The 17646-nt window shown below is 56.8% G+C and carries 16 protein-coding genes; 15 read left to right on the top strand and 1 reads right to left on the bottom strand.

The window, feature by feature from the left end:
- The first annotated feature begins 1 nt into the window (after position 1).
- The 5 genes from tssM to tssC are packed head-to-tail and all read left to right on the top strand — an operon-like array spanning position 2 to position 7375.
- The gene (gene tssM / locus AB3U87_RS06555; RefSeq protein ID WP_394148722.1) at positions 2-3598 is read left to right on the top strand and encodes a type VI secretion system membrane subunit TssM; all 3597 of its coding nucleotides are present in this window, start codon (positions 2-4) and stop codon (positions 3596-3598) included.
- 14 nt (positions 3599-3612) lie between these two features.
- A complete protein-coding gene (tagF, locus tag AB3U87_RS06550; protein WP_394148721.1) occupies positions 3613-4299 on the top strand; it encodes a type VI secretion system-associated protein TagF in 687 nt (228 codons plus the stop codon).
- 9 nt (positions 4300-4308) lie between these two features.
- The gene (gene tssA, locus AB3U87_RS06545; RefSeq protein WP_301253426.1) at positions 4309-5316 is read left to right on the top strand and encodes a type VI secretion system protein TssA; all 1008 of its coding nucleotides are present in this window, start codon (positions 4309-4311) and stop codon (positions 5314-5316) included.
- Between the two features lie 26 nt (positions 5317-5342).
- Positions 5343-5879, top strand: coding sequence for a type VI secretion system contractile sheath small subunit (gene tssB, locus AB3U87_RS06540; RefSeq protein WP_253455511.1), 537 nt, complete (start codon positions 5343-5345; stop codon positions 5877-5879).
- Complete coding sequence (gene tssC, locus AB3U87_RS06535) at positions 5879-7375, top strand: type VI secretion system contractile sheath large subunit (RefSeq protein WP_253455508.1); 1497 nt, start codon at positions 5879-5881, stop codon at positions 7373-7375. Before tssB ends, tssC begins: the two co-directional genes overlap by 1 nt.
- Positions 7376-7459: 84 nt before the next feature.
- Here the strand turns inward: tssC and AB3U87_RS06530 are convergent, their stop codons facing one another.
- Entirely contained in the window at positions 7460-7672 is a 213-nt protein-coding gene (locus AB3U87_RS06530; RefSeq protein WP_394148720.1) for a hypothetical protein, read from the bottom strand.
- Positions 7673-7929: 257 nt separating this feature from the next.
- Here AB3U87_RS06530 and AB3U87_RS06525 point away from each other — a divergent pair, with 257 nt between their 5' ends.
- From AB3U87_RS06525 to tssE, 10 genes are all read left to right on the top strand, one after another.
- Positions 7930-8412 (top strand): Hcp family type VI secretion system effector, encoded by a 483-nt coding sequence (locus AB3U87_RS06525; RefSeq protein WP_253455505.1) that lies wholly within the window; start codon positions 7930-7932, stop codon positions 8410-8412.
- Positions 8413-8519: 107 nt separating this feature from the next.
- Entirely contained in the window at positions 8520-9389 is an 870-nt protein-coding gene (locus AB3U87_RS06520; RefSeq protein WP_394148719.1) for a peptidoglycan-binding protein, read from the top strand.
- Between the two features lie 12 nt (positions 9390-9401).
- Positions 9402-9803, top strand: a complete 402-nt coding sequence (locus AB3U87_RS06515; RefSeq protein ID WP_394148718.1) for a lysozyme inhibitor LprI family protein — start codon at positions 9402-9404, stop codon at positions 9801-9803.
- A 1061-nt stretch (positions 9804-10864) separates the two neighbouring features.
- Complete coding sequence (locus AB3U87_RS06510; RefSeq protein WP_301253421.1) at positions 10865-11209, top strand: hypothetical protein; 345 nt, start codon at positions 10865-10867, stop codon at positions 11207-11209.
- Positions 11210-11434: 225 nt separating this feature from the next.
- Entirely contained in the window at positions 11435-12286 is an 852-nt protein-coding gene (locus AB3U87_RS06505) for a hypothetical protein (protein WP_394148717.1), read from the top strand.
- Between the two features lie 124 nt (positions 12287-12410).
- Positions 12411-14444, top strand: coding sequence for a type VI secretion system-associated FHA domain protein TagH (tagH, locus tag AB3U87_RS06500; protein WP_394148716.1), 2034 nt, complete (start codon positions 12411-12413; stop codon positions 14442-14444).
- Entirely contained in the window at positions 14444-15235 is a 792-nt protein-coding gene (locus tag AB3U87_RS06495; RefSeq protein ID WP_253455491.1) for a PP2C family protein-serine/threonine phosphatase, read from the top strand. The genes tagH and AB3U87_RS06495 overlap by 1 nt, the downstream gene beginning before the upstream one ends.
- Positions 15236-15253: 18 nt before the next feature.
- Entirely contained in the window at positions 15254-16270 is a 1017-nt protein-coding gene (locus tag AB3U87_RS06490; RefSeq protein ID WP_253455490.1) for a hypothetical protein, read from the top strand.
- 21 nt (positions 16271-16291) lie between these two features.
- On the top strand, positions 16292-17101 hold the full coding sequence (locus AB3U87_RS06485) for a type VI secretion system accessory protein TagJ (RefSeq protein WP_253455488.1): 810 nt from the start codon (positions 16292-16294) through the stop codon (positions 17099-17101).
- Complete coding sequence (gene tssE, locus AB3U87_RS06480) at positions 17094-17645, top strand: type VI secretion system baseplate subunit TssE (protein ID WP_125290453.1); 552 nt, start codon at positions 17094-17096, stop codon at positions 17643-17645. Before AB3U87_RS06485 ends, tssE begins: the two co-directional genes overlap by 8 nt.
- Position 17646: the final 1 nt, after the last annotated feature.

The raw sequence follows: 17646 nt of genomic DNA, 5'->3' as shown, positions 1-17646 counted from the left end.
GATGATGAATATTCTGTTTGCCATTATGACCAACCGGCTGATGTGGGGCTTTCTCGGCATTACCGCGCTGTCATTCATTATCTGGGTGATCGGGCCGGTTTTCTCTATCGTCGACTCGCGGCCGCTGGAGCCGGAAGTCAATCGCCAGATCAGTATCGCGCTGCTTTATATCGCCTGGGGCCTGAGCAACGTGGTGCCGCGTCTTTACAACGCCTGGCTGAACCGCAAGCTGATGGGCAGTTTGAATCCGGCCACGGAGGAGGACGATCCGAACGTCAAGCGTTTGACCAGCGAAGATCGCGTGCTGGCGGAGCGCTTTACCGAAGCCGCCGAGCTGTTGAAAAAAGCGCATTTCAGCCGCGCGGGCAACCGTCGCTGGACGCAGCGCTTCAGCCGTCAGTATCTTTACCAGCTGCCGTGGTATGTGATTATCGGCGCGCCCGGCGCGGGGAAAACCACCGCGCTGGCGAATTCCGGCCTGCAATTTCCGCTGGCCGACCGCTTCGGCAAAGCCGCGCTGCGCGGTATCGGCGGCACGCGCAACTGCGACTGGTGGTTTACCAACGAGGCGGTGCTGCTGGATACGGCGGGCCGCTACACCACGCAGGAGAGCGAGCGGCAGCAGGACGCCAGCGAGTGGAGCAAATTTATCGATCTGCTGCGCAAGTATCGCGGGCGCCAGCCGGTCAACGGCGTGATCGTCACCGTCAGCGTCTCTGATCTGATGACCCAGTCTGCGGAAGCCTCGCGTCAGCAGGCGCTGTCGCTGCGCCAGCGCTTGATGGAGCTGCACGAACAGCTGGGCATTCGCTTTCCGGTTTACGTGCTGGTAACCAAAACCGATCTGCTGAAAGGCTTTAACGCCTATTTCAGCAAGTTCGATAAGGCGCAGCGCGATCAGGTCTGGGGCTTCACCTTTCCGTGGGAGCGTGCGAAACAGGCCGATTTCGATCTGCCCGGCGCTTTCACGCAGGAATACGCGCTGCTGCAACAGCGGCTGGACGCGGGCCTGCCGGATACGCTGATCCAGGAAAGCGATGCCCAAACCCGTGCGGAAAGCTATCTGTTCCCGCAGGAGTTCGCGGCGCTGCGTCCGCTGCTTAACGACTATCTGGAGACGGTATTCAGCCGTTCCAACTTCGAAACGCAGTTTTCGCCGCGCGGCATCTACTTCGCCAGCGGCACCCAGGAAGGCCTGCCGTTTGACCGGGTAATGGGCGAGCTGAGCCGCACGCTTCAGCTGCCAGAGTCCGACAGCGGCAACAGCGGCGCCTGGGATAAGGTGGATAAGGCCGCGCCTATTCCCGGCAACAAAGGTCAGAGCTTCTTCTTAAAGGATCTGCTGCAGAACGTGATCTTTCAGGAAGCGGGCCTGGCGGGCAGCAACCGCTGGTGGGAGCTGCGTAACCGCGCGGTGCTCTGGTCTGGCTACGTGCTGCTGCTGGGTGCGCTGATCGTCGCCACGCTGCTGTGGAGCACAAGCTACCGCAACAACAAGGCCTGGCTGGCGGAAGTGCAGGCGAAGGTGCCGGAAATCAACGCGCTGGGCCAGAATTTGCAGACGGCCGATCTCTGGTCGCTGCTGCCTTACCTGAACGGCGTGCTGCATCTGCCGGACAGCGCCGATTTTGACCTTAACGATCCGCCGATTACGCGCCGCATGGGGCTGTACCGTGGCGAAGAGGTCAGCGACGCCACCCAGGCGCTTTACCAGAAAGCGCTGAAGCAGCTGGTGATGCCGCAGGTAGCGCAGCTTATTACCAGCTGGCTGCGCGCGGATAACGGCAGCGACGCGGACTACAGCTATGAAGCGCTGAAGGCTTATCAGATGCTCTATCAGCCGAAGCACTACGACGGCAAGTTCCTGCATGCCTGGGTAATGCTGAATATCGCGCGCAGCCAGCCGCAGAACGTCACCCAAGCGCAGATCAAACAGCTCGACTGGCATCTGGCGCAGCTGCTGGAGACGCAGATCCAGGCGTCGCCTTACGCAAAGGATGACGCCCTGGTAAAGCGCGAGCAGGCGCTCATCAATCAGATGCCGCTGTCGCAGCGCGTCTACGGTCGACTGAAGCGTCTGCTGGAGCGGGACGACAGCCTCAAGCCGGTTTCCCTGGCGCTGATGGGCGGCCCGCAGAGCGAGCTGGTCTTTTCCCGCAAAAGCGGCAAGGCGATTAGCGAAGGCATTCCGGGCCTGTTTACGCCAGAGGGCTACTGGAACAGCTTTGATAAAAATATCGCTGCCGTCACCAAATCGCTGCACGACGACGATCGCTGGGTGCTGAGCGAGACGGTGCAGAGCGAAACGCAGCAGCAGATCGATTACGCCGTGCGCCAGCGCTATATGAGCGACTATATGCGCCAGTGGGACGGGCTGTTGCAGGATATCCAGCTGAACAACAGCGCGGATCTGTCGCAGCGCATTAACGCGGCACGTCTGCTTTCCGGCAATAACTCGCCGCTGCGCAAGCTGGTGATTAATCTCAGTCACTATCTGGTACTGGATAAGGCCGCGCCGGAAGCAGGCAAGGAAGAGGCGAGCAAGGAGGGCGCCAGCAGCACGCTGGATGCGCTGTTCCACGCGCGTCAGGCGGCCACGGCAGCCAGCCAGCAGCAGCAGACGCCGGAGCAGTCAGTAACCGCTCACTTTGCTCCTGTTACCGAGCTGGCGCAGCCGCTGGAGAAGGGTGGTAAAACCATCGCCTTTGACGATTTCCTGCATCAGATTGACGATCTCTATCGTTACCTCACCGCCGTGCAGGACGCGGCCAACAGCGGAATGCCGCCGCCGACCGGCGAAGCCATCAGCCGTTTGCAGGCCAGCGCAGGGCGGTTACCCGGCTCGTTGCAGACCATGTTTACCAGCATGGCGGTGGGCGCCAGCAGCGATACGCAGCGCCGCGATTTAGACAATATCCGCAAGCGCATCAACGTTGAGGTCGGCAGCTTCTGTCGCCAGGCGATTGCCGGACGCTATCCGCTGTCGCATTCGGCACGGGCGGAAGTGACGCCGGACGATCTGGCGCGCATGTTCGCGCCGGGCAGCGGGCTGATGGACAGCTTTTTCCGCGACAACCTGGCAAACAAGGTTGATACCACCCAGGCCAGCTGGCGCTTTATGCCCGGCATCGACGGCAAAACGCTGCCGGGCGGTGAAAGCGTGCTGCGGCCTTTTCAGCAGGCGCAGAGCATTCGCGACGCCTTTTTCGCCAACGGCGCGACCACGCCTGCTTACCGCGTGACGGTGCGCACCGGCCAGATGGATAACGATATTCTGACCATGACGCTGGATGTGGACGGGCAGCTGCTGCAATACAGCCACGGCCCGCAGGCGGTACAGCTGATGAGCTGGCCCGGCCCCGGCGGCACCAGCCAGGTGCGCATGCAGCTTGGCCTCGCCAACGGCACCACGGCAACGCTGGTCACCAACGGCGCCTGGGCGCTGAACCGGTTCTTCGACCGCGCGCAGCTCTCCGCAGGCGGCAGCAGCCTTAGCCGTCAGGCCTCTTTTAACGTCAGCGGCCACCACGTGACGCTGGAATTTACGCCGAACAGCATTCGTAACCCGTTCCAGCTGCCCGGTTTCGCCTGCCCATGAGCCGGGAGAACAACATGAGTCAGACGCCCGCACTCTGCTGGTATGGAAAGCTGCCGAGCGGCGGCGATTTTTTAAAGCGTCGTTTCCCGGACGCGCTGCTGGCGCAGTGGTCGCACTGGTTTCAGGTCGGGCTGCTGCATCGCCAGGAAAACACCGAGGGCGAACGGCAGTTTGCCGACGCGCCGGTCTGGAACTTTGTGGTGCCGCCGATGCTGGGCAGCCAGCAGATCCAGATGGGCTGCCTGGTGCCCTCGCGCGACAGCGTTGGCCGGCTTTATCCGCTTTGCGCGCTGATAACCTTTTCGCCGCAGAGCTGGACGCAGGCGCAGCTGGCGCTGGCGGGCGACTGGTATCAGCAGCTGGGCCGCATCCTGCTGAACGCCGTACGTGAAGGTTGGTCGTCGGCACAGCTCGACGGCGCGCTGCTGGCGCTGAACCTGCCGCAGCCGCAGCAGTCGGCCATTCTTGACGCTATCGGCTATCAGGAACAGCGGGCGACGCTGAGCTGGCGACGCGCTTCCGACTGTTTCGATCCGCAGCACTACACCAGCTTCTGGTGGACGAATCAGGCCGACGGCAAGCCGCTTTATACCCACGTGCACAGCGGCAACTTCACCGGCCAGCTGTTTTCGATGCTGTTCGATCCGGCCGCTGGCGCAAAGCCTGGCCGCCACGGTCTTTATCCGCCGATGTTCGAGTAAGGAACTGCCATGAATCTTGACGAGCTACTAGCCCCCATCAGCAGCGATCGGCCGTGCGGGGAAAACCTGGAATATGACGCCGACTATATGGCGATGGAGCAGGCCAGCGCGGGCAAAGCCGAGCAGCAGTTTGGCGACACCATCATTCCCGCTGAACCGGCGGACTGGAACAAGGTGGCGAAGCTGGCGGGCAGCCTGCTGACGCGCAGCAAAGATCTGCGCGTGATGCTGGCGCTGACCCAGGCCTGGACCCAGCTGCGAGGCTTAAGCGGCTACGCCGACGGCTTACAGCTGATCAAGCAGTCGCTGCTGCTCTACTGGGAGCCACTGTGGCCGGTACTGACCGAAGACGGCGACTACGATCCCTTTTACCGCATCAACGCGCTGGCGGCTTTAGGTGATAAGTCAGCGCTTACTACGGCTTTGCGCCAGTCGCTGCTGCTGCGTAACGCCGCCGATCAGCTTTCTCTGCGCGACGCCTGTGCGCTGCTGGACGGCAGCAAAAGCGAGTGCGACGAGTTTCCCGGCGGTCGCGCAAGGCTGCTGGACGAGCTGGCCCGGAGCGAACAACCGGGCATTGTCGCTATTCGCAGCATAAGTGAGCGGTTACAAACCATTCGTGAAACGCTGATGGAGCACCTGGGCGAAAGCGGCGTGCCGGAAATGGCGCAGCTGTTGAAAACGGTCAATACCGTCGCGCAGGCCTGTGAAATGACCGACGTCAGCGCTCTGCTCCCGCAGGCCGCCAGCGAAGAGGCGGAAAGCGCCCCGACGCAGCAACCGGCCAGGACGACGCAGACCGACTGGCGCAGCGTGCAGCCCGCATCGCGCGCCGATGCGCAGCTGATGCTGGAAAAGGTGAAACAGTATTTTGTGCAGCACGAACCCAGCCATCCGGCGCCGCTGATGATCGACCGCGTACAGCGCATGATCGAGATGGACTTTATGAGCATTATCCGCGACCTGGCGCCGGACGGCGTGCATCAGCTGGAAAACATTTTCGGGCGTCACGACTGAGGCGTCCTGACTAATCGCGCATACCAATGGAGAACATTATGGCTAGTAAATCCAGCGGGCAGAAATTTATCGCCCGTAACCGCGCGCCGCGCGTACAGATCGAGTATGACGTGGAGATCTACGGCGCAGAACGCAAAATCGAACTGCCTTTTGTGATGGGCGTGATGGCCGATCTGGTCGGCAAGCCGGTCGATAACCTGCCGTCGGTCGACGAACGCAAATTTATGGATATCGACGTCGATAACTTTGACGAGCGCATGAAGGCGCTGAAGCCGCGCGTGGCTTTCCAGGCGCAAAACACGCTGACCGGCGAAGGCAATCTGAACATCGATCTGACCTTCAACAGCATGGAAGATTTTTCGCCGGACGCGGTGGCACGCAACGTCGAGCCGCTGAACAAGCTGCTGGATGCGCGTACCCAGCTTTCCAACCTGCTGACCTATATGGACGGCAAAAACGGCGCGGAAGAGCTGATTGCCAAAATCCTCAAGGATCCGACGCTGCTGCAATCTCTCAGCCACCTGCCAAAGCAGGATGACGCGGCTAAAGAAGGAGAGCAGTAATGACCAATCCTTCCCAGCTTGAGCAGCAGGGCCAGCAGGCCTGGAGCCAGGATGAATTCAGCTCGCTGCTGAACAAAGAGTTCCGCCCGAAAACCGACTCTGCGCGCACGGCGGTGGAAAGCGCGGTGAAAACCCTGGCGCAGCAGGCGCTGGAAAACACCGTTACCGCTTCTGACGACGCTTACCGTACCATTCAGGCGCTGATTGCCGAGATTGACGAGAAGCTGTCTAAGCAGGTCAACCAGATTATTCATCACGAAGATTTCCAGCAGCTGGAAGGCGCCTGGCGCGGCCTGAGCCATCTGGTGAATAACACCGAAACCGACGAGATGCTGAAAATCCGCTTTATGAGCATCTCGAAGAAAGAGCTGGGCCGCACGCTGAAGCGCTACAAAGGCGTTGGCTGGGATCAAAGCCCGATCTTCAAGAAAATCTACGAAGAAGAGTATGGTCAGTTCGGCGGCGAGCCGTTCGGCTGCCTGGTAGGCGACTACTACTTCGATCACAGCCCGCAGGACGTGGAGCTGCTGGGCGAGATGGCGCGTATCGGCGCGGCTTCGCACTGTCCGTTTATCACCGGCACCGCGCCGGAAGTGATGCAGATGGAGTCCTGGCAGGAGCTGGCGAACCCGCGCGACCTGACCAAAATCTTCCAGAACAGCGAGTATGCTGCCTGGCGCAGCCTGCGTGAATCGGAAGATGCGCGCTACCTGGGCCTGGTGATGCCGCGCTTCCTGTCGCGTCTGCCTTACGGCATCCGCAGCAACCCGGTCGACAGCTTCGACTTTGAGGAAGAAACCGAGGGCGCGAACCACGGCAACTACACCTGGGCGAACGCCGCTTACGCAATGGCGGCCAACATCAACCGCTCTTTCAAAGAGTTTGGCTGGTGTACGGCGATCCGTGGCGTGGAATCCGGCGGCGCGGTGGAAAATCTGCCTTGCCACACTTTCCCGAGCGACGACGGCGGCGTGGACATGAAGTGCCCGACCGAAATCGCCATCAGCGACCGTCGCGAGGCCGAGCTGGCGAAAAATGGCTTTATGCCGCTGGTACACCGCAAAAACTCCGATTTCGCCGCCTTTATCGGCGCGCAGTCGTTGCAGAAGCCGACCGAGTATCACGATCCGGACGCCACCGCCAACGCACGTCTGGCCGCGCGCCTGCCGTACCTGTTCGCCTGCTGCCGCTTTGCGCATTATCTGAAGTGCATCGTGCGCGACAAGATCGGTTCCTTCCGCGAGCGTGAAGAGATGGAGCGCTGGCTGAACGACTGGGTGATGAACTACGTGGATGGCGATCCGGCCAACTCCTCGCAGGAAACCAAATCCCGCAAGCCGCTGGCTTCCGCCGAGGTGCTGGTGGAAGAGCTGGAAGATAATCCGGGCTATTACGCCGCAAAATTCTTCCTGCGTCCGCACTACCAGCTGGAAGGCCTGACCGTGTCGCTGCGTCTGGTCTCTAAGCTGCCTTCGCTGAAAAGCGATGATGCTTAAAGGCTGAAGGGAGAGCTTACCGCTGGATGCTGGCGGAAGGTAAGGCGGCTCCCTTTATAAGCTGATTAATTAAAGCTAAAGCGGTCAACGTGCTTTTTTGGCCGCTTTCCTTATCAAAAAACAGAAGCCCAGGCAGAGCGCGGTGAACAGCATTTCCCCCGAAAGAAAGCCTGAGGCGTTTATATCAAAATTTTCATAGCGGGCTACCAGCCAGATGCCGCTGGCAAGCGTGAACAGAGCATAGATGGACAGCGCTAAAAAAATAACGCTGAGTAATGACAAAAAAGTTTTTTTCATTATTTAACGCTGACCTTTTAAGTGAAGCGCCATGTGATAAGTCTCTAATTTATATCTGCCAATGCTATCTGTAAATTTAATTTATTCCGCTGTGATTTCCTCTTCCCGGAAAAAATAAATTTACGTCCTGGCGACGGGTTAAAAGATTTCTGTACGGTCGGCTGCAAGATCGTCGGAAAAAAGACAAAAAGCATGCCTTTTTGTCTGTCGCTGCTTTGTCAAAAGCAAAATTGTCCATCAAAAAAGAGTAGAAAATAATGGCTATTGATATGTTTATGAAGGTAGACGGTGTAACCGGCGAGTCGAAAGACTCTAACCATAAAGGCTGGACCGATATCACTTCTTTCTCCTGGGGCGCCTCTCAGCCGGGCAATATGTCTGTTGGCGGCGGCGGCGGTGCCGGTAAAGTTAACTTTAACGACCTGCACGTTGAAGCGCTGATCGACAAGTCCACCACCGCGCTGCTGAAGAACTGCGCAAGCGGCAAGCACATCGCCAAAGTTGAGCTGTCCGTATGTAAAGCTGGCGGCACTCAGGTTGAATACACCCGCATTACGCTGGAAGACGTGCTGGTGACTAACGTGCAGTACGTTGGTGCTGATAACGGCGACACCGTAGGCATGAGCTACTCCTTCCAGGCTTCCAAAGTGAAGCAGCAGTACTGGGAGCAGAGTTCTTCCGGCGGTAAAGGCGCAGAAAGCAGCGCTGGCTGGAATATCAAAGAAAATAAAGAAGCTTAATGCTATTGAAGCAATTTCCTTGCGGGGAAATTGCTTTTATCACTTGATATCATTCAATTACCTCATAGGGTGCCTTGATAATATCAAAATTAAATAAGGAGATTTTGATGGGTATCTCTTTTTCTGTTGGTCAGGGGGCAAAAAATAACCCCAATGATGTAAAACTGATCCAACAGCTATTGCAAAAAAATGGATTTAATAACCTGCGGGCCGATGGTGTGTTTGGGCCAAAAACGCTTGATGCAATCAAAAGCTATCAGGCAAAGTTTCTTAAACACCCTGATGGCGTAGTCGATGCAAACGGCAGAACTTTCAGGAAATTGTTAGCCGGAAACTCACAAGGGTCACCATCCGGGGATCCGCAGGAAAACCGACATTTGAATTCTGGTCGTTTGACCGTCAGTGCTGGCCAGGTGACATTTAACGCTGAAGGAAATGATAATCCCCATAGCAGCTACTTCAGCCGTCATCTGCATTGGCCTAAAGGCGTTTCTGGTGTAACTATTGGCCGGGGCTACGATATGGGCGGTCGTACTCAAGAGACGATTTTCCTTGATTTGACCCGGGCGGGCGTACCCGCCGATCAGGCAGAGCTAATGTCGCAGGGAAGAAAGTTAACTGGCGTAACGGCTGAACGCTTCGTTAAGAACCATCGGAACGAATGTGGCATCATTTCACGAGAAGCGCAGGCTCGCTTGTTTGAGTTGATATATCCAAATTATGTGTCCAGGGCAAAAGCTGTTTACCTGAGCAAAACCGCTAATTTTCCTGAACGAACCAGTTGGGAAGCGTTAAAAAACCCAATCAGAGAAATTGCAGTGGATTTTGTCTATCAGGGTTTGGGTTTTGAAAGGACAATGAAAGCCTGCATGTCCAATGACTACGACACGTTGATTAATTTTATTGAAACCAACGCTCAGGTGCAAAGTTATGAGGGTGGCCGTCAAAGGGCTAACTACCTGAGAAAAAACAGATAATTAGGAAATGATATGAAAAAGAAAGCGTTAGCTGTTGCAGCGATTGGCTTGCTGGCATTGAGTGGTTCTGCCCTTGCAATGGACGACTGTTCAAAAAAGACCAGCGATCCTGAAGTTTTTACCTGTGCTGAAAATAACCGCGCCGTAGCTGAAAAGAGCTTAAACAAAGAATATTCAGAAGCAAAAAAACGTATTGAGGCAACTTTTTCTGACGAGCCAGAAGTAAAGAAAAATTATCTTCCTGTGTTTCTGGACGCTCAGCGTGGCTGGCTAAAATATCGTGACAATCAGTGTAAAATGTTTGCACATGTCGCCGCAGAAAATAGTAATCCTTATGCGGTATTTACTAATAATTGCATTGCAAAGCTTGATGAGCAAAGAAGCAAAGAACTCAAAGAAATACCTTATGATTAATTTGTCGTATTGATCCCGCTACGACCATTCCCCATCAATACGCTGGTGTAGATAATGACGTTACCGCAGGCAGGCAGCTTTCGGCGGTAAAGGCGCTGGCTGGAATATCAAAGAGAGTAAATAATCTTAATGGTATTGCAATCTCCTCTTTGAGAAGATTGCCTGTCTGACTAATCGAAAAAATGGAAGGTCAAGCGTAAAAAACTACAGTAAATTTTCGGTAAGTACGGTAGGCGGAATCGCTGGTGGCTGTGGCGCTACAGTTGCAGCGGCACCAGCTTGTCTTGCGACAGGTGCTGCTACAGCGGGTGTTGGCGGGCTGGTTTGCGGTATTGTAGCGGCGACCGCTGGTGGTATGGCCGGTGGCTATATTGGTGATAAAGCAGCTGGCACTATGGGTGATGGCATTAACTACCTCCTTTATAAAGGGGAATAAAATGGACTGGCTTTATTTTCTAATATGCATGGAAGTTACGCTTTTTATCTTTCTCGTTAGTTCTCTTTTTTATCTTTATTTTTTTATAAGAGAAATTCAAATAAATTAGAAAGTTCATTCCAGTTGTTGATAAATAAAGGTCACCTCACTAATGAGGATTATGCTTTTTATGATTCTTTAGGGTTTTGGGGGTTTGGATTTAAAATTTCTATTTTAAATATGTTATTAAAGGGAAAGCGCGTTAAGGTTAAGGATGGACGCTATCTTGATTATCAGGCCAGAACGTATCTTGTTAAAAACGCTGATAATGATCTGCGCTGGATTAGTTTATTTTATAATATATTTAAGGTTCAAATTTTAATAACAATTTCTTTCCTGGTTTGTGTTTTTATTACCAGAAAAATGGGTTTTTAGTTGGCACTATAAACGCCCGCCAGCATTTCAAATCATGCATTTATTGCAAGGTTTAATAATTAACGCTCTGAATACCTGAAAAAGTTGATAGCTATTATAGTGAGTATGAATTTCATTCTCAGCTTTCAGGTTATAAGACTATCGTTTTTAAGGCAAAACATGCTGTCTGACAGACTACGACCAGAAGCAGCAGGATAGAATATTAAAAATAATGAAAATCTTAAAACTAACTCTTTTTGTTCTCTTTCCAGGGATAAGTTTTTACGCCACGGCCACCAGCACAGCGGAGTCAGCAGTTATACAGGTTGAAAATACCGTTGAGAAAAACAAGCTGGTGACGGACGCCAACTGCGTTAACTACCTGCTAACGGCAGACGCTGAACCTGGTCTGGATCTGATCGACGTAGTGGAAAAGCACGGCGGCGATTGTCCGGGCGATCCCGAGACGCAGCACAGATTATTCAGCGTTTATGTCGATCAGAAAACCAGGCAGATGATCAGCGATAAAGACGATCCGGCAGAGGGCGATTTCACCTTTTTACCACCTGCCGAATAAATGTCGGTGAATGTTCTCTCTTCACCTTGATCCGCTATAAAAATATAAATTTAAGCCACATGTGGTTTTCTTACGTAGGTTGCCTGAGCAGAAAGATACTGCGCTAAAAATTAGATTAAGGTGATAACTATCTGTTTAGCGTAATCGCCTGACTGGTCATGTATTTAATACATCAAAGCAATAATTTATATATCGCTATGCCTTAATTTTTTACCGGAACTCAGCATGAAACGCCTTTTACTCTCTCTTGCCTTATTAACCAACATCGCCGTCGCCAGCCCGCATCTGGCCACGGCAGATGCGGATACGTTTGTGCCTGAACTGGCGCAAAAAGCCCTGTCGCTGGATATCGCTGGCGCAGAGCCGTTCGGCCAGCAGACCTTTGCCGTACGGGATAGCGGCCATTTACTGGGCGTGATGGTGCCGGGCAAAGGTCTGCTGCGGGCCGATATGAACGCCTGCTTTATTGGCTGGTCGCGTGATGGTGAAAGCCTGACAAACCTGGTGCCGACCATTGGCTTCAATCGTTTTGACGGCGAAGCGTGCGAAGACGTGAAAGGCGTGGGCGTGATTTCCTCGCCTGGCGACCGTGAGGTAAAAATCGCTGTGATTTATACCGCCACCACGCTGGTAGAAACCTCGCTGGTTGCGGTGGTGCTGGCGTACGATCCCCAGTCCCGCTCGCTGCTGGTCGATAATGCGCTGTCGCAAAGAGTGAATAATGCGTCAATAGACAGCGTGCCGAAAATTCGTCGCTTTTATGCGGCGCATCCTGCCAATACGGCCACCTTTGACAGCAAAAAATATCTGGCCCGTATTACGGCCTGGTGCGAAGAAGGCAATGTTGACTGCAATGACGTCACGCTGGACTCCAGAAGCAAGCTCAATGGGAAAGGCATATTGCTGCAGGGCAAAACCGTTAATGTGCACTGCCCGGACGTTTGCGATTTTCGCGGATACGCTTTTGAAAACGCTGATTACACATACACCTTTATCACCAATGACTTTGAACGCTGGACAATGAATATCAGCAAGGGCGACCAGGTGACAGACAGCGTCGAAGGCACGATGCGCTGACGAAGCCGTCGCCCTGTTTAAAGCTGTCGGGATAGCGCAATCCATGCCGGGCAGCAATCAGTTTCAACGCCCGCCGGGCCTACCGGCGCGGCCCGAACGCCGAAATCCAACGCAGGAAAACGTGATGCGATTTACGATAATAGCGACCAAAGCTGGCCAGCAGCCGCCGCAGAGCAGCTGCGACTTTCTGCCGCCGGGCGGCACTATCGGCCGTGGCGCCGACAACAACCTGGTGCTGCCGGACGATGACCGCACCATTTCCCGTCTGCAGGCCATTGTGCATATCACGGCCGACGGCGAATGCCGCATTACCAACCGCGGCAACGTGACGCTGGTGCACCTGAACGATATTCCGCTGGAGCGGGGTCGGCAGGTGGATTTGCAGGATGGCGACATCCTTAGCATTGATGAGTACCGTTTACAGGTCAGCGAACTCAACGTGGCGGCGCAGCCCGTGGCAAGACCCGCGCCGGTTGCCCGACCGGCCGCGCCGCCGCAGGAAAGCGCGCCTGCCGCCATTCCCAGTGAAATCTGGGACAGCCTGGCGCAGGAGTTTTCTATCAGCGACAACCTGTCCAGCCGCAGCAGGCCGGCGCCAGCCGGATCGGATCCTCTGACGGAAAAAGCGCAGGATCGTAACCCGGTCGATCCGCTGGCGCAGTTTGCCGATAAGCCAGCGCCGCAGCTGGATCGTCGGGATCGCACGTCTGACTCTCTGTTCAGCAGCGAGTCGCTGTTCGATCGGCAAAGCATTTTTGACGACAGCACGCCGGGTACGCTGACGCAGCCGCAGCAGGACAAAAAGCAGCAGCTGGATCCGATGGCGCTGTTCGGTAGCGGCAACAGCACACCCGCCGACGGCGACGATCCGCTGGGGCTGATGATGGGCAACGCCGTCCCGCTGACGCCGGTGGATGAACCGCAGCAGAAGCGGCCACAGACTGCGTTTGTGCCGCCGGCACCAAAGGCGCTGGACAGCCAGCCGCAGACGACCAGCAGGCCAACAAGCAATCCGCAGACGGCTGACGATCTCAGCAAGTCACCGTTGTTTGATACAAACCCGCAGGCCGCTGACGATCTCAGTAAATCACCGCTGTTTGATACAAACCCGCAGGCTGCTGACGATCTCAGCAAGTCGCCGCTGTTTGGCGAAAACCCGCAGGCCGCTGACGATCTCAGCAAGTCACCGCTGTTTGGCGAAAACCCGCAGGCCGCTGACGATCTCAGCAAGTCACCGTTGTTTGATACAAACCCGCAGGCCGCTGACGATCTCAGCAAGTCGCCGCTGTTTGCTGAACTGCCGCAAAGCGATACGGATCGCGGCCAGCCTCCGCATTTTGCTGAAAACCCGGCGAGCGACGCCGATTTCAGCGAGCCCACTGCCGCCGCGCGGCCGCCGCAGCAGGAGTACGGCGGCATCACGCTGCCGACGCCGCAGGCCGTTGCGCGCAGCACTACGCCGCCGCCAAAAGGCCGTCTGCGCATCGATCCGGTCGCCAATACGGCTTCGCAACAGCACAGCGCTTCCGGCGACGGTCAGCGGCTGGACGGCGAGCTGCTGGAGGCGCTGATCGGCGGCATGGGGCTGAACGATCTACAGCCGACGCCGCGCTTTGACCGCGACGCGATGCAGGAGCTGGGCCAAATGCTCAGCATGTTCTCGCAGGGAACGGTGGCGCTGCTCTCCTCCCGCTCGATCCTCAAGCGCGGCGTAAAAGCGGAAATGACGGTGATCCTCGACGAGGCCAACAACCCGTTTAAGCTGCTGCCTTCCGGTAAATCGGTGCTGATGCAGATGTTCGGCAGCCGGATGCCGGGTTTTATGCCGCCTAAGCAGTCGGTGCGCGATGCGCTGGTCGATTTACAGGCGCATCAGCTGGGCATGATCGCCGGGATCCGCGCGATTATCGCTTCGATGCTGCAATCCTTTAACCCGCAGCAGCTGGAAGAAGAAGCGCGCGAAGAGGGCGCCATCTCTCGCCTGTCGCTGCCCAACAGCCGTAAAGCCGCGCTGTGGGAGCACTTCGCCAAACGCTACGGTGAAACGGCGGGCGAAATTGAGGATGACTTCCATACGCTGTTTGGCGAAGCCTTCCTGCACGCCTACGACATGGAAGTGAACCAGTACAAAGATTCTCAAATCAGATCGGAAGAATGATGAATATCACCATTGCCTCTATGTCGCACCAGGGCGCTCGCGAAAGCAACCAGGATCAGACCGGCGAGCGCATCGGCGAACGCTCGGCCTGCTTCGTGGTCTGCGACGGGGTGGCGGGGCTGCCCGGCGGCGACGTCGCGGCGGCGCTGGCGCGCGATACCATTCTCCAGCGCTTTAACGGCGAGCGACACCTGGACGCACAAAGTATTCGCCGCTACGTTAACGACGCCAACCACGCAATTCGCCAGCAGCAGGCGATCGGCGACCATAAGCGCATGGGCACCACCCTGGTGAGCTTGTTTATCGATCGCGATTTCGACCTGGCCTACTGGGCGCACGCGGGCGACAGCCGCCTTTATCTGTTCCGACGCGGCTACCTTTATCACGTCACCACCGATCACAGCCTGGTGCAGCAGATGAAGGACGCCGGTCACCAGACCGAAGGCATCAACGGCAATCTGCTCTATTTTGCGCTCGGCATGGGCGATGAGGAGCGCGACGCCAGCTACAGCGACGTGGTCGAGATCGAAGACGGCGACGCCTTCCTGCTTTGCACCGACGGGTTCTGGCACGGGCTTTCGCAGGAAAACATGCAGGAGTCGCTGCATATGGTGAATACGCCGGACGAATGGCTGACGCTGATGCAGCAGGTTATCCGCAAAAACGAGCGGCAGGCCGCCGCCAGCCAGGACAATTACAGCGCCGTCGCCGTCTGGGTCGGCGATCCGCAGGACACCACGCTGCTGCATTCGCTGGAAGCCGCAGCGCAGTTTTTCCCTCTTCGTGATTAAAATAAGGCTTTAACCCACATGAAATATTGGCTAACGGGTGTCACCCTGCTGATTGCATCCGGTGCCTGGGCACAGGATTACCGCGTCGTCACCGCTAAATCGCTGCAAATGGATGTCTGGCTCGATAACGTTAAAGATCAGAAGCCTGCCAGCTGGTGCAAGCGCGATGTTGCGCTGCGCATCGTGGCCAACGGTGATAAAGATCCGGCGAAGGTAAACGAGCTGCTGCCGCAGGTCGCGGGCCTGATGTCGCACAGCTGCGCGAAAATAGCCACGTTTCAATGGCAGCTGACCGACAGCAACGGCAAAGCGCTGGCGCACGGCAGCGCCGCTAAAGCGCAGGGCTGGCAAAGCAAAATGGAGGCACAAACGCCAGCGGCCACGCCGGTACAGGCGGCAACACCCACCGTGCCGGTTCAGGCCGCACCGACAGAAACCGCGCCAGCCGCCGCGCCGGTTAAGGCAGAAGATCTATCGCCGCCGGCGGATACCACGCCGTGGATCCAGTTCAGTCTGCTGGACGGCTGCCACTTCCGCACCTGGTGGAATAACGCCAGCCAGGCCAGCGCGCTGTTTGTGCCTGCGAAAGGCGGCGTGACCTGCGGCAGCGACGGCTGGCTCAGCGGCGACAGCCAGCTAACGCAGCTGGGCAAAGGCGGCGCCAAAAGCCGTCAGGTCAGCTTCGTGCAGGGTTTCCCGGTTTCCGGGCTGAACGGCAAAGCGATTGGTCGCGATACGCAGATCACCACCGTCAACAACGAGCGTATGGTGCTGAGCGACGAGCGTTCGCCGCAGAGCTGGATGATCGTGCCTTACGCGCCCGCGCTGAACGGCTGGCAGGCTGACGGCACCGTGGTGGTGGCGATAAGCCAGCAGGAAGCCAGCGATGCAAGTATCCTGAAGGCGCGCCTGGACGAAGTCCGTAAGGTCTGGTCGCCCTATCTGGCCGACGGCGCGGTGATCGTCAAGCTGGTGGATGAAATCCATCCGCAGCTGAAAGATCCGGCCGCCGGTGCTTACCGGACGCTTAACTGACCCCTGTGCCCGAGGAAAGCTATGAAATCTCTGACTCAACTGATGTCCGGCGCCACGCTGTTGGAAACCCTGGCGCGCGTCGAAAGCGATATCAAAAGCCGCCCGGCAGATGCCGACCTGCGCGCCGCCTTCGTACAGCTGCTCTGTCTGGCGGGCCACTGGCCGCGCGCCAAAACCCAGCTGAAATCCTGGCTGGCTTTAAAGCCGCAGGCAAAGCCCACGGTTACGCTGCTGGAGCAGGCCATTACGGCAGAAATCCAGCGAGCGGCGGTCTTTGAAGGCCTGGCGATGCCGAGAATGCCCGGCGAGGCGTTCGCCTGGGCGGAAGCGTTACTGAAGGCGCTGCGTAAAGAGCATGCCGAAGAGGCCGATGAGTTACGCGCGGCGGCTTTTGCGGCGGCGCAGGCCAACCCGGCCCGTGTCACCATGCAGGACGAGCAGACGCAGACCGTGGCATGGCTGATCGACGGCGACGGGCGTCTCGGCCCGATTTGTGAGCTGATCGTTAACGGCCATTACACCTGGCTGCCGTTCGCCGCCGTGCGCGAAATGCGTTTTCAGCCGCCGGCGAGCGTCACCGATCTGGTCTGGCGGCACACGGCCGTCACGCTAATCGACGGCAGCGAACAGGTTTGCCAGCTGCCGGTGCGCTATCCGTTTGCCGATACGGCCGAAGACAACCTGCGGCTGGCCGCCGTCACCGAGTGGACGCCGCTGGACGACCAGCAGTTTATCGGCCACGGTCAGAAAACCTGGCTGAGCGAAGAGCAGGATTTTCCGCTGCTGAGCCTGGCGCATATTGTCTTTGCAGCGGAAGCCGACGATGAGTGACGGTCGCGATTTGCTGCACGGCGGTTTTCGCCAGCGCGGCAGGGAGACGATGACGGCGCGCGATAAAATGCAGCCGTCGCTGCTGGACAGGCTGACCGACAACGCGCCGGATAAGCCGCAGGAAGCCCCCGGCAGCCGCGTGATTTCGCACGCCACGCTGAAGCGCAACGTTCTGCGTGATTTGCAGTGGCTGTTCAACAGCATCAACAACGAAGCGCAGCAGGATCTTTCGCCGTTTCCGCACGTGCAGCGCTCCGCTTATAACTTTGGCGTTGCGCCGCTGGCCGGACAGCGTATGTCCGATATCGAACTGGCCGACATCCAGCGCAAAATCACCAACTCTATTTTGTACTTTGAGCCGCGCATTCTGCCGGCGGGGCTTCAGGTGCGCTGCATATCAGACACCAGCTCGCTCAGCCTGCACAACATGCTGTCGATTGAAATCAAAGGGCGGCTCTGGTGCGTGCCTTATCCGCTGGAGTTTCTGTTCCGCACCGATCTGGATTTAGAAAACGGCCATTTTGAACTGAAAGACGTAGGGTAAT

It is taken from the genome of Erwinia plantamica (assembly GCF_043420595.1).
GTDB classification, from domain to species: Bacteria; Pseudomonadota; Gammaproteobacteria; order Enterobacterales; family Enterobacteriaceae; genus Erwinia; species Erwinia aeris.
Note: the sequence above shows the minus strand (reverse complement) of the source record. Positions and strands in the feature narration are given on the sequence as shown.